The 14,389-nt window shown below is 55.3% G+C and carries 5 protein-coding genes; 3 read left to right on the forward strand and 2 right to left on the reverse strand.

Going from position 1 to position 14,389, the window contains the following annotated elements; genetic code table 11:
• Together ABQ298_14300 and ABQ298_14305 are read left to right on the forward strand one after the other, a co-directional pair.
• Positions 1-2,034 (forward strand): glycoside hydrolase N-terminal domain-containing protein (locus tag ABQ298_14300; GenBank protein ID MEQ9825553.1); only part of this gene is annotated, 2,034 nt, incomplete at its 5' end.
• A 52-nt stretch (positions 2,035-2,086) separates the two neighbouring features.
• Positions 2,087-4,930, forward strand: coding sequence for a glycoside hydrolase family 2 TIM barrel-domain containing protein (locus ABQ298_14305; GenBank protein ID MEQ9825554.1), 2,844 nt, complete (start codon positions 2,087-2,089; stop codon positions 4,928-4,930).
• Between the two features lie 570 nt (positions 4,931-5,500).
• Here the strand turns inward: ABQ298_14305 and ABQ298_14310 are convergent.
• Both ABQ298_14310 and ABQ298_14315 read right to left on the reverse strand, forming a co-directional pair.
• Positions 5,501-9,340: a two-component regulator propeller domain-containing protein gene (locus ABQ298_14310; protein MEQ9825555.1), complete on the reverse strand. Its 3,840-nt coding sequence runs from the start codon at positions 9,338-9,340 to the stop codon at positions 5,501-5,503.
• Between the two features lie 174 nt (positions 9,341-9,514).
• On the reverse strand, positions 9,515-12,607 hold the full coding sequence (locus tag ABQ298_14315; protein MEQ9825556.1) for a glycoside hydrolase family 2 TIM barrel-domain containing protein: 3,093 nt from the start codon (positions 12,605-12,607) through the stop codon (positions 9,515-9,517).
• 268 nt (positions 12,608-12,875) lie between these two features.
• On the opposite strand from ABQ298_14315, the gene ABQ298_14320 reads away from it, so the two are divergent.
• Positions 12,876-14,246, forward strand: coding sequence for a BNR repeat-containing protein (locus tag ABQ298_14320; protein ID MEQ9825557.1), 1,371 nt, complete (start codon positions 12,876-12,878; stop codon positions 14,244-14,246).
• Positions 14,247-14,389 lie beyond the last annotated feature (143 nt).

Raw genomic sequence — 14,389 nt, forward strand, 5'->3', positions numbered from 1 at the left:
TACCAGATGCTGGCCGCCCTGTACCTGAGCTTTCCCCACGACTCAGCATCGCAATACCGGCGCGAACTCAACCTGCTCGATGCCACCGCGCGGATTTCCTACTCCCACAGGGGTATCCACTTTCAGCGCGAATTTTTCAGCAGTTTCCCCGACCAGGTGATGGGTATTCGCCTCAGTGCGGACCAGAAGGGCGCACTCGACTTCACGGTCTCGTTGCGGCGCCCACAGACCTCTGCCACTGTGAGTCATCCTGCAGCAAATCGCATCCTGCTAAGTGGACAAATGCAGGAACCGTATGGGGCTGAGGGGCTGCGCTATGCGACCTTGCTCTCCATTGAACTGAGGGAAGGTACGATCCAATCCCTCGAGGATGGCTCCCTCTCGATCAGTGGTGCTGACGAAGCGATTCTCTGGATCACGACCGCCACCAACTACGCCGGGATGCTCTCCTATCCCAACTTTCTCAGCAATGACGATCCCGTGACAACTGTGACGCACACTCTCGACGGACTCGATCTATCCGACTGGAGCACCCTGCACCAGCGGCATGTTCACGATCACCGCTCGCTCTACGAGCGCACCACGCTCAAGCTCTATCCTGACAGTGCCAACCCCGCCGCCCCGCTGCCCACCGACCAGCGCCTGCAGCGTGTGATCGAGGGCAGTCCCGACCCGGTGCTCGATCAGCTCTATTTCAATTTTGGCAAATACCTGCTCATTGCCTCCTCCCGTCCCGGGGCACTGCCCGCCAATCTTCAGGGACTGTGGTCCGATGCGATCTGGGATGCGAAGGAGCAATCCTGGAACTACTACACGCCCTGGAACGGAGACTACCATACCAACATCAATGTGCAGATGAATTACTGGCCCGCTCAAGTGCTGCAGCTCTTTGAGTGCGCCGAGCCTCTCAATGACCTGATCCGTGGCATGGTGGCACCCGGAGAGCAGACAGCACGCATCCAGCATGCCTGTGGTGGATGGACGGTGCACACCCTGCACAATGTCTGGGGTTCCACAGTGCCGGGAGGCTGGGCAACATGGGGTCACTTCCCGATGGCTGGACCATGGATGACCTCCCACCTCTGGGAACATTACCGCTTCACACAGGACGAAGCCTTCCTTGCTTCCGTTTGGCCAGTGATCGAAGGTTCCGCACGCTTTGTGATGGATTGGCTCGTGCAGGATCCGGAAACAGGGAAATGGGTATCCGGACCGTCTGCTTCCCCCGAAAACAAATATACCCTGCCCGATGGCACCGAAGGGTTCTTTTGCATGGCTCCCACCATGGATCAGATGATTGCCTGGCAAATGCTCACCATTGCCGACACCGCCCAGCGCAAGGTGTTGCAAGCCGACCAGTGGAATGATGCCTACCTCACCCTGCGCAAGCATCTCAAGGCTCCAGAAATCGGTCCCGATGGTCGCCTGCTCGAGTGGGCAGAAGCCTACGACGAACCCGAACCGGGACACCGTCACATTTCCCACCTCTATGGCCTGCACCCTGGTGATCAGCTGACCCTGGAACAAACTCCGGATCTGCTCGAGGCCGCCCGAAAATCCCTGGAATATCGTCTGGCACACGGTGGCGCACAGACCGGATGGAGTCGAGCCTGGGTGATCAATTTCTGGGCGCGCTTGCACAAGGGTTCCGAAGCCCACCACCATCTGCAGCAGTTGTTTCAGCACTCCACCCTGCCCAACTTGTTCGACACCCACCCGCCGTTCCAGATTGACGGAAACTTCGGGGCCACTGCCGGAATCTGTGAGATGCTGCTGCAAAGTCACGAAACCAACACGACGGGAAATCCCCTGTTGCGCTTGCTGCCAGCACTTCCCGAAGAGGCTTGGTCCACAGGCAGCATGGAGGGCCTCATGGCGCGCGGTGCGATCCAGGTGGATCTGCAATGGGAAAAGGGCACCTTGCAATCCGCAATCCTGACTGCGCAAGCGGATCAGCGCGTAACCGTGGTCTACCGGGATACCCGGCAAGAACTGCTGCTGCCTGCCAATACTCCCATTTCGCTTTCACTCTAACGGAATAAGTTTCACTCTCTTCGAGCACATCCCGCAACATCTCATCCACATCATGAAACGTTACCTCAATCCACTGCAGTGCTGCACCTTGCTCACCGTTCTGCTGGCCCTGAAACTGAGTGCCTCAACCGTCACCACGCTCTCCGACGGCTGGTATTTTCAGCATGGAGAACTTCAGGAAACCGACTTCAATCCCGACCTGCCACTTGACGATTGGCTGGCAGTCACCGTGCCACACGACTGGGCAATTGCGGGTCCGTTCGACACCACTCCCGATGTGCATGGCGGCACGGGTCGCCTGCCCTGGAAGGGGATTGCGCGATATCGCCGCAGTATTGAGTTTTCTGAAACCGCTGCCGATCAGCGACACTACCTCGACTTTGACGGGGTCATGGCCAATGCAAAGGTTTATCTCAATGGCGAACTCGCGGGTCAATGGGACTACGGATATACGCCTTTTCGCATCGACCTCACACCGCATGTCCGCGCTGGGCAACGCAACCTGCTGGTCGTCGAAGTGGATACACGCGAGTGGTATTCCCGCTGGTATCCAGGCGCCGGAATCTACCGCAAGGTACAGCTTGTGAGCACTCAACCGGTTCACTTTGCCAACTGGGGGGTATTCTCGCGTCTTGCCGATCCCGAACGCGTGGACCTGCTTCACGTCGAAGCCACTGTGGAAAATCATCGGCAGATAAACAGCGCCGTTCAAATCCGTTTCACCCTGCGCGATGGTTCCGAAACCATAGCCTCTGCCGATACCACCCTTGAGCTTTCCGCCGATTCGCAAGCCACCACGAAGGTTGAACTCATGATCGACAATCCGCGTCGCTGGGATATTGACGATCCGCACCTCTACCAGCTGCACAGTGAGCTGCTGCTCGACGGTGTGGGGGTTGATGCGATGACCACTCCCGTGGGGTTGCGCACCATCCGCTTCACCGCAAATGATGGATTCTATCTCAACGGTCGTCGGGTACAACTCAAGGGCGTCAACCTGCATCACGATCTCGGACCGCTCGGAGCCGCGTTCAATACTTCTGCAGCCCGACGCCAGCTCGAGATCATGCAATCCATGGGCGTGAACGCGATTCGCACGGCGCACAACCCTTCGGCCAGGGAAGTGCTTGAACTCTGCGATGAAATGGGGCTGCTCGTCTGGGACGAAGCGTTCGATAAATGGGAGGCCACCGCAGGTCGCCGAGCAGTCGATGATCCGCCACTCGACACCTTTGGCAAGCGTCACCTTGAGGCGATGATCTACCGTGACCGCAACCATCCCAGCGTGATCGTCTGGTCCATTGGCAATGAATTGCTCGGCGGAGAAATGGGCATTACTCCCGAAAATGTGTCCATGATGACCGCCTTTGCCAAGCAGGCCGACGACAGCCGCCCCATTGCACTGGGTTGCCACATTCCCAGCCTGAGCTACGGCGGCAACTTTGACGCACTCGACCTCACGGGTTGGAACTACGCTCGCCGCTATGCCACCTTTCGCGAGCAATACCCCGACAAACCCATTCACTACAGCGAGTCCGCCTCCACTCTCAGCACGCGTGGGTATTATGCCTTCCCGCTGCCAGTGCGTCACACCGATACGCTCGACAGTCATCAGATGAGTTCCTACGACCTCGGCTCAGCCGCATGGTCCGATATTCCCGATGTGGAATTCCAGCTGATGGAGCAGGATGACTGGGTACACGGAGAGTTTGTGTGGACCGGATTCGACTACCTCGGTGAACCAACGCCCTACGATCTGCACGCACGCAGCTCCTATTTTGGCATCGTCGATTTGTGCGGGTTCAAGAAGGATCGTTTCTACCTCTACCAAAGCCATTGGCGGCCCGATCATAACAGTGTGCACATCCTTCCCCACTGGAACTGGCCCGACCGCATTGGTAAAACTGTTCCGGTCTTCGTTTATACCAACGGAGACAGTGCCGAACTCTTCCTCAATGGAAATTCCCTCGGCATGCGCCGCAAGGGGGAGCGCCCTGATCGCCCCGCCAATCTCCTCGACTCTGCCAAGCTCACGCTCAACGGTGAACCCGCCAACGATGCCCTTCAGGCCCTTCGGGATGGTGACCCGGAAACCCGTTGGAATGGTGCTCAGCCCGGCCCTGGTGACCGCCTGATCTTTGATTTTGGTGAAGCGCAAACCGTCGGATACCTCGCCCTGCAATTTGGAGAACCCGAAAAATACTACGGTTACACGGTCTGGGGAAGTGAGGATGGAGAAAACTGGCGTTTTCTGCTCGAAAAACCGACCAGCTCCATTCCCCAATGGGGAGGTCCAGAGCGCATCTATCATGCAGTTGAGGGAGAGTTTCAGCTGCTGCGCATCCAGTTCGAGCGCGTCATGCAGGAAGACCGTAACCGCTCCGTCTCCCTGCGCGAACTCGCCATCTTTCCCGAAGCGGTAGAGTCCGACTATTTTGACGTCACCTACGACTATCGCCTGCGCTGGAATGAGGTGAGCTATGAACCCGGAGAACTTCGAGCAGTTGCCTACAAGAATGGTGAAGTCATCGCCGAAAGCACCGTCGAAACCACGGGTGACCCGGTATCTGTTCGCCTGAGTCCGGACCGGCAGTCCATCAACGCTTCACAGGACGAACTCGTGTTCATCACCGTCGAGTTAATCGATGCCGAAGGACGCCCCTGTCCAACCGCAATGCACGAGATTGCCTTTGACATCTGCGAAATGGGGCAGCTCGCTGGTACCGGCAATGGCAATCCACTCTCATTTGAGTCCTTCCACAGCTCCACCCAAAGCCTTTGGGCGGGCAAGGCCTTGCTCATCGTGCGTGCCGCTCCCGGTGCAACCGAACCCATCACCATTCACGCCCACGCTGAGGGCATGCAGTCCGCCACCATCACCGTGGACCTCGATTGACCGTTCCGATCTCCGATTGTGCATAGCGAATCTCAAATTCAAGCATACCGGATCTGCATTCCGATCATCTCAAATTCTTAGCATTCCACACATCAAGTTCGTAGCATATCGCATCCAACCTGAACACACCCATCCCCATCGTAACCGTATCCCGACCTGAACATCCTGAACATACCGGATCTCCACCTGTAACCGTACCCCACCTGTAACCGTAACCCCCACCTGCAACCGTAACCCCACCTGCAACCGTACCCCACCTGCAACCGTACTCCACCTGTAGCCGGATCCCCCCATCTGTAGCCGGATTCGGAAGAATTCGGTATCCGTCTCTCAGGGCGAACCCGCAATCTCCCGAATCCTCGAAGATCCCCATTTCGGAATTTTTCCAAATTCCGCTACGGATGCATTGATTGCATCTCCAATCTGGCATTCTGTATCCTCAAATTTAGCCGTATTCCCCATCGTTTCCGTATCTCCATCAATACAGGATCCCCATCATTTCAGGAACATCTTTGTGGCCGTAACCCTGCCGCCTGCAGGCGGATTCGGGAGAATCCGGCATCTGCTGGTTCACTCCATGAATGGAGCAATGACACTGAGAAAACGTTCGATCTGGAAGGGTTTGGTAATGCACTGCTGAAATCCCTGCCCAAGGATTTCGTGTACCTCCGTATCCATGGCATGGGCGGTTTGGGCTACGGCTGGAATGTCTGGTGACAGTTTTCGAATTTGGGTAAGGGCTTCCACACCCGTGAGTTTTGGCATTTTGATATCAAACAGCAACAGGTCCGGCTTAGGGTCACATTGCTCAAACAAGCGCACCGCCTCTTCTCCATCTCTGGCTCGAATGACAGTGACTCCGGTGGGTTCCAGAATTTTGCAGATCAGCATGTAATTGAGGTCGATGTCCTCGGCCACCAAGATGAGACGGTCCGACCAGTCGGGTGCGTTACATAACACACTTTCCTCTACAGACTTTCCATGCAGTTCTCCCTCAGTCAAACCTACGCCATGGATGGGCATCCGGACCTCAAATACAGAACCCTTGCCCGGTGTCGACTGCAAGCCCAACTCCACCCCGAGATGTTCGGCAAGGCTTTTGCAGATCGACAGACCCAGCCCCGTTCCGGGAATAAACGCTCCTTCGCCATCCACGACCTTAAAAAATCGCTCAAAGACCGCCACCTGGTCTTCTTCACGAATGCCACGTCCACTGTCGGCGACCCAAAACCTCAGATTGGCAAGGTCCGTCATCTCGACCCCCAATACCACTTCACCACGCACGGTGAACTTACAGGCGTTTGAAATGTAGTTGGAGAGGATCTGACGCAAGCGGATGCGGTCCGTCATCACCACAGGTATGGCGTCCGGCGGCAAGCGGTTGTCAAACCGGAATTGCACCTCAGCCGATGCACGTTCACGCACATACTGCTCAAAATCAACGCTGAGACTTTCGGCAAACTCCACCACATCCAACTCCGTCAGAACCAGTTTCACGTTGCCCGATTCAATGATCGAAAAATCGATGATGTCATCGAGCAAATGCACCAGCATCTCCGAGTTCTCCGCAATGCGCTGCACATATTCCTCAAACTCAGGATTCCCCTCCGACTCCTCCGCGATGAGATGGGAAAATCCCATGATCGCATTCAGCGGTGTTCGGATTTCGTGGGACATGTTCGCAATAAAGGCAGATTTCAGGCGGTCCGATTTCTCCGCCCGTTCTTTTGCGGTCTCAAGCTCAAGCGTTCGCTCCCTGACCGTCTTTTCAAGATCCGTCTTGTTCAGCAACAGTTGCCGGTTTTGATGCTCAATCTCCCTCCCCTGAGACGCCAACTGTTCCTTCTGCTCGCGAAGTTGTGCGTTTACACGCTGAAGTTCTCCCGTGCGCTCTGCAACCTGAGCCTCGAGCCGTTGCTTTTGGGCACGCTCACGACGGATGCCGCTGAGGTGAATGGCAATCAATACCATCAGGAGGGTTAGCAACACAACATAGCGAAACCACGCCTTTTTCCAGAAGGGGTTTAGAACGGTAAACGCAAATGAGCCTTTGCCCCCGTGAGAATAATCAGATTCATTCGGGTTCACTCCATAAACTTCAAATCGATATTCCCCAGGGGGGATGGAGGTATATCGCACCGCATTTCGGGATCCCGATTCGATCCAATCGGCGTCAATGCCATACAGACGGTATCGGTAGCGGTTTGAACCTGGAAAACTGTAGTCGAGCAGAGAAAAATTGATGCTGACCACGTTCTCATGATGTTCCAGCATCAACTCCGGGACCTCCGTTCCGTTACGGAAGCGATCTTCCCCATTTATTCGGATCGATGAGAACACCAATGGTGCTTCATAGCGAAGCCGTCTCACTTGATCCGGTTTGAACTGATTGAAACCATTGGCCCCACCGAAAAAGATCCAGCCATTTTCCGTCTGAGCAGCACTGTGATTCTCAAAAATCATACCCTGAATCCCATAGGCCATATCGAACACTTCGGCTTCGGATGATTCCGGGTTGAAGCGAATGATACCCCGGTTTGACGACAACCAAAGTGTGCCATCGGTATCGGTCACAATTCCGTAGATCGACTGTGTTGGCAGTCCATCTTCTACACCATACCGACGAGCCTGAAGCGTCTCAGGATCCACTCCAAACAACCCCTCCAGTCGAGTACCGATCCAAAGTTTCCCCTGTTCATCTTGCTCAAAAAACCGGGGTGTGCGCACTTGAGGAAGTTTGGCTTTAGTCCCTTGTTCGGCAAAGAGTGTAATTTTTTCAAGCTGATCGCGGACCGGATCATATCGCCACAGTCCATGGAGATAGGTGGCAATCCAAATACTGCCGCTGCGGTCCCTGAAAAGGGTTCGCGTGTCGATTTCAGCAAGTAAACTCAGGCTTTCCCGTCCTGCCGGGGAGCGCGAATCAAAAGTTCCACTCGACGGATCAAAGAAATAAACCCCGTTTGAGGTTGCAACGAGGTATTGCCCATCCCCAATCGGCGATATGCTGCGGCACACCCCAAAAGGATAGTTGGTAATCTCATTCGTTTGTGGATTAATCAGGGTCAACCCACCAAGCGTGGACAGCCAGACGTTCTGCGGATCCTCCACTTGTATGCCCTCGACCCGACTGGCAACAATACCGTGGCTATGCTCGGTTTTGGGAGCATAGTGCACGCTCTCCCCGGTCTCCGGGTCGTAGCGATAGGCTCCCGAATACAAGGTCCCCACCCAGAGTTCATTTCCCTGTGCAGCGAGCGCAAAGACAGCCGAGTCCTTCAATCCGTCTTCAAACCAGGGCGAACCCTGAACATGCCTGAACATTTCCCGACGGGAATCATAGAGGTGGATGCCGCCAAATTTGGTACCAATCCAGATCAATCCATTCTTATCCTCATACAGGTCCCGTATGAAATTACTGCGCATCCCTTTGGAAATACGAGGATCATCATAACGTCCCACCATTTCCCCACTTTCGGGATCGATAATGCGCAGACCCGCATTCCAGGTGCCCACCCAAAGGAATCCACGCCTGTCGAGCAGCATGCAGGAAACATCGGATTCTTTCGGTTCCCTTCCATGCTCGGACAGGTTGAAGAACGCGTCTTCACCCGAATTGAAATCGTAGCGGATCAACCCCAAATCGGTTCCGATCCAGAGTCCACCGTGCAGATCCTCGCAAACCGCAAAAAACTCTGTCGGCTTTTTTCCTCCGCTGCGCTGTGCAGTACACTTGATGCGCTGACAGTCTCCAGTGTTGGGATCAATCCTGAACAGTCCACCTGAGCTAGCAACCCACAGGATTCCCCGGTGATCCGAATAGATTCCATACACCAGCGGTAAAGTTCGTCGTTCAGGCTGTCCTTCCACTTCATAGCCAACACTGACAAAACGTTCCTGGCTCTCATTGAAATAAAAGATCCCGCGCTCCGTTCCAAACCAGAGAACTCCGTTCACATCTTCCTCAATGGCATACACCGTATTGCCTGACAGAGCATTAGCTGCAGAGTCAGTCGCCACAAATCGCTCAAATGTCTCCGTTTCTGGATTGAAGCAGTTCACACCGAGCATCGTACCGACCCACAAACGATTCCGGGAATCGATAAACAGCTCCTCCACGTTGTTGTTGCTCAGCGAGGTCGGATCTGCCGCATCATGCTGGTAGAGTCGATAATCGTGCCCATTGTATTTCGCCAGTCCGACACCTTCGATTGCAATCCAGATCAGCCCGTTGGAATCCTGCTCAATGCTGCGAATGGTCTCTCCAGGCAACCCCTGGTCAGTTGTGATCTGCAGAAATTTGGAAAAATCCGGCATCGGACGGGAAACAAGATTTCCCGCAAATCCGAACACCGCCAGTGCGATCCAAACACATCGTCTCAGGAGGATGGAATGCAGCCTGCCGTACATTAAATCGATTATAGAATGGGGTAGGTCACGTCCGCTGAAGTGACACAAACAGATTAAACGTTATAGGGTTATCGTCAAAACGAACCTTTACCCAAGAAAAACTGTTCGAAAATTGAAGAAACTGTCAGGGTGCCGCAAACGGTCTGCGATTCCGCGCTACCAACTCCATGCATTCTATTCGATTCGAAACTGGTAGTGATAGCTCTTAAAGCGTCCCAATCGGTAGCCTTCCAAGGGGAGTGCTCCCCACGAATTCGTACCACCGACCCCACTCTGCCCAAGATCCAGGTGCAAGCTGTAGGCGTGACTCTCGGGCAACTGCACGGCATGAGTTGCTTCTTCAATTTGTTCCTGAGTCCAGGGGGTCAGGGAAAATTCGAACCCATCCCCCGAAAGCGCACGCACTGTAAAGCTGCGTCCATCATTCGCCGACAGATTCACCCAGCGTACTTCGGTGCGATTGCCGCTCTCCTGCGGATCGGTATACCGATGAAATAGCGCATCGCTGGGCATATGGAATGCGGCCTTCCACGCACCAGCCTTACGGTCCACATAGGTTTCGAAGGGACCGTTACCATACCAGGACGTTGCCGCAAAATCTCGGGAGACCTGCGTTCGCAACCCGATGCGGGGGATCAGTGGACTTTCACCCAAATCCGGGTGCAGCAGCAATTCAATATCCAAAGCCCCAGCTGCGTGCATCGCATAAGTGAGGGTCGCCCGTGACGATCCCATTGGGATCTCCAGATCGACCTCAACCCGTGCCAGGCTTTTTTCCAGCACCTGACGCACATCGATCACTTTGGCGTTTGCTCCAGCTTCCTTCCATCCCGCGCAGCGCTCTTCGATCTTCCAGCCACGCTCATTGTTCAGCGGTGCACGCCAGAAATTGAGTTGCAGTGGTTGATCCAGCAAATCGATGCCATCACGCCGCAACGCGGATATCCAACCCCTCGAAGAGTTGATCACTGCCTCAAGCTTACCCGCTTTCAGGATTAGTGTCTCTCCCTCTTCGCTGAGCACCACTTCTGCTCCTTCTGCAGTCACAGGAGGAGTCGCATGAAGCGCTGATGGCGTTACGGATCGCAGCACCAGCTGATCATGTGCTACCTCAGTCCCAGCTTTCGCCCAGGGACAATCCGTTTTTTGCACAAATCCGACGCGCAGCAGCAACTCTCCGTGCTCGGGCATGGCCGTCTCCAAGGTCATCACCTTTCGTTGCTGCGGTGCGATGTCGAGCACTTCAATGCGACCCGAATCGATGGAGACACCATCCTGAGTCAGCACCCACTCCAATTCGAGGTCCGAACTGTCGGCGAAGAACCGTTCGTTGTAGATTTCGATGTCATGCACGCCCTCTTGACTCGAAAGCAGACTCACGTGCAGGTTCTGCATCAGGTAGGCCGCTTCATGAGCCTGTGGACTCAGCGAACGATCCGCCATGACCAGGCCATTCAAACAGAAGCTTCCATCATTGGGAAAGTCTCCAAAGTCCCCGCCATATTTGAAGTCTTTGGCATCCCGTGTCGCTGCATCCTGCGCCGGGTCACACAACCCCTGATCCACAAAATCCCAGATGAAACCACCCTGCAAATTCCGGTGCTTGCGAAAGAGATCCCAGTATTCTCTCAGGTTGCCACTGCTGTTACCCATGGCATGACTGTATTCACAGAGCACCGCTGGGCGCTGTAGGTGCGGTGGCAGAGCCTCCTGTTCCTGTGCGTAGCGCTCGAGATCATTCACCGAGGTGTACATTTCGGAAAACAGGTCGGTGTAGGGCTGACGGCTCGCACGGTCATAATGCACCAGTCGCGTTGAGTCGCGTTCACGGATCCACTCCCCACCCTTGCGAAAGTTTTCCCCATCACCGGATTCGTTACCCATCGACCACATCACCACACTGGCGTGGTTTTTGGAGCGCTCCACCATGTTGCGAATCCGGTCAAGGTGTGCGTCAAGCCACAGGGGGTCTTCCGCAAGCGGATTGACCTGCCAGCCCATGTCGTGGCTTTCGATATTGGCCTCGTCGATCACATACAGTCCCAGCTCATCGCACAGTTCATAAAACCGGGGGTGATGCGGGTAGTGGGACAGTCGCACCGCATTGAGGTTGAGGCGCTTCATCACCAGGATGTCCTCACGCATGCGCGCTTCCGAAACCGTATGACCGGTCGCAGGGTCATGTTCGTGACGGTTCACCCCTTTGAAGAGCACCGGTTGCCCATTCACCCGTATCTGTCCGTCGCTCACCTCGACACGTCGAAACCCAACCTTCGAGGCATAAAACGTCGACGTCCCGTCCGGTCCCTTCAGTTCGATCACCAGATCATACAACTGCGGGGTCTCCGCACTCCATGGCTGCACGTTCAGATCCTGCATCACCGCAATCACGCGTTTGCGGTTCAAAGCATTGCCCTGCTGCTCCGTCTCGGCGAGCATTTGCTCCCCATTCCAAAGCGTTGTGGTGAGCTGGTAGGTGGGTGATTCCTTCACATGGTTGGCAAAGGAAAAATCCACCTGCAGGCTTGCCAGAGAGGTTGCGGGATCCCAATCGGCCACGATGGTGTAGTCCCGCAGATCCAACAGGGGTGCCGACCAGAGATACACATCGCGAAAAATACCGGAGAGGCGCCAAAGATCCTGATCCTCCAGATACGAGCCGTCGCAAAATTGGTATACTTCCACCGCGAGCTGGTTGCGTCCAGATTTCAGGTAATCCGTGATGTCAAACTCCGCCGCCGTGCGACTGTCCTGGGAATAGCCAACCTTGCTTCCATTTACCCAGAGGTAAAATGCGCTGTCCACTCCTTCAAAGACGAGCTGTACCCGTCTGCCGTCCCAAGCCTCCGGCACCTCAAACTCGTGGCGATAGGAACCCACCGGGTTTCGGTTCGCTTCCGGATAGTGCGTGTAGTGCTCTTCCGGTTCGCCCATCACCAATGGCGGATCCTTTTTGAAGGGATAGACGACGTTTGTGTAGAGCGGAATGCCATAGCCCTGCATCTGCCAGTTTGACGGAACCGGAATGCGGTCCCACGTACTGTCATCAAAATCGGTTTCATAAAAATCCTTTGGTCGCGCATCGGGATGGCCCACGTAGTGAAACTTCCAGTCGCCGTTGAGCAGCTTGCAATACGGCGACTCCATGCGGCTCAATCCGCGCGCCATCTCCTCGTCGGGAAAGGGCATCTTGGTCACGTGCGGCTCGTTTTTGTTGATTCGAAAGACCTGAGGGTCTTGCCAGTCCTGGGAGAAAAGGGTATGCATTCCGACGAGAAGTGCGGGCGCACAGAGAGCTAAGACGCCAATTTTCATAATCAACAAATCAGGGTTGGGATAGGTCAAACGCGTTGCAGTCATTTCCGCTGCAACTCACTGCTCATTCAAGAATCGTGCTCAAATCGAGTCAATCATCGAACTGTCCGGAAATCCTGCAGACTGTAAACCTTGAATCGGGTTTCGTTCCCGTGGTAAGGAGTCCTGCATTTCCACAAAACTCCACTGAACTCACTGTCACAAAGCCTAGCTCCCCGTCATGAAATTCCCCGTGCTCCACCCCAAATCAGTCACCTTGCTTCACATCGCACTCGTCTGCGTCGCATTGTCGGATTTCTCACTGCTGCACGCTGCCAGCCAAACCACAGTGCCCGGGACCGTTACACCGCCGCCAACTGTACTTGATGTCGGGCCGGGGTGGGCGCGCAACAGTGTCAACGCCCCCATCTTTCGCCGAAATTCCATCATCTCGGACGCCCACTGGCAGTTCACTGCCTACTACGATGCAGAGGGGCGTGTTGTGCTTGCGCGCCGCCGTCTCGACTCCGAACGCTGGGAGCTGCATACCACTGCATTTCAGGGAAATGTGAATGACGCGCACAACAGCATCAGTCTCGCGCTTGATGGTGACGGATACCTTCACCTGAGCTGGGATCACCACAACACACCGCTGCGCTACACGCGTTCGTTGGAACCCTACGGGTTTGACTTTCCATCACAATCGTTGCCCATGGTCGCACGCAACGAGCAGGTTGTCAGCTACCCCGAATTTTACCGTTTCTCGAACGGAGACCTGCTCTTCGCCTATCGCGAGGGCGGTTCGGGCAACGGTAACCTCGTGCTCAACCGCTACGATGTCGACACAGCCAGCTGGCAGCGCCTGCAGAGTCTGCTCATTGATGGAGAGGGCGTGCGCAACGCCTACTGGCAACTCTGCCTGGATGCACAGGATCGCATCCACCTGAGCTGGGTCTGGCGCGAAACCCCCAACGTCGCCTCCAACCACGATCTCTCCTACGCCGTTTCCCCGGACGGTGGCCTCAGCTGGCAGCGCAGCAATGGCAGTACCTATGATCTGCCGATCCGACTCTCCAACGCCGAGGTCATCCATCCCATCCCGCAAGGCAGCAACTTGATCAATCAGACCAGCATGAGCACCGACTCCTCGGGTAACCCCTACATTGCCACTTATTACCGCGAACACCCCGATGCAGTGACGCAGTTCCATTTGATCTATCAGCACAAGGGTGCCTGGCATCACAGCACCGCCACACAGCGAACGCTCGACTTTGAACTCGAGGGCATCGGCTCGCGCAGCATCCCAATCAGCCGCCCACAGTTATTGCTCTGGCAACCCCACGCGAACACGACGCGCATCGCCCTGCTCTATCGCGACGAGTCCTTCGCCAATGCCGTCTGCCTCACCCAGGCCGACTTGCCTGAGCTGCAATGGACAACCCAACTGCTGCACGACAAAAACATGGGACGGTGGGAACCCAGTTTCGATCCCTTCCGATGGCAATACCATCACGAATTGCATCTCTTTCTGCAAGCAGTCGGACAGGGTCAGGCGGAAACCCTCGAGACCCTGCCTCCCCAGATGGTGCGCGTGCTTGAGTGGACGCCGTAGGGCGAACCCCCTGCATTTCAGCTCTGCAGATTCTCAGTTCGGAATTTTCCCAAATTCCGCTACAGTTCCGTGACAAGGATGTCCCATGCCTGATCTCGAATTTGCAGCATGCGAATCTCCAATGCAATCATCTCAAATTTGAC

Source organism: Puniceicoccaceae bacterium (assembly GCA_040224245.1).
GTDB lineage: Bacteria > Verrucomicrobiota > Verrucomicrobiia > Opitutales > JAFGAQ01 > JAKSBQ01.

What these genes read in the sequence shown, in the direction of transcription:
- ABQ298_14320 (MEQ9825557.1), top strand. Translation starts at nt 12,876, where the DNA reads ATGAAATTCCCCGTGCTCCACCCCAAATCAGTCACCTTGCTTCACATC.
- ABQ298_14315 (MEQ9825556.1), bottom strand. Translation starts at nt 12,607, where the DNA reads ATGCATACCCTTTTCTCCCAGGACTGGCAAGACCCTCAGGTCTTTCGA.
- ABQ298_14305 (MEQ9825554.1), top strand. Translation starts at nt 2,087, where the DNA reads ATGAAACGTTACCTCAATCCACTGCAGTGCTGCACCTTGCTCACCGTT.
- ABQ298_14310 (MEQ9825555.1), bottom strand. Translation starts at nt 9,340, where the DNA reads ATGTACGGCAGGCTGCATTCCATCCTCCTGAGACGATGTGTTTGGATC.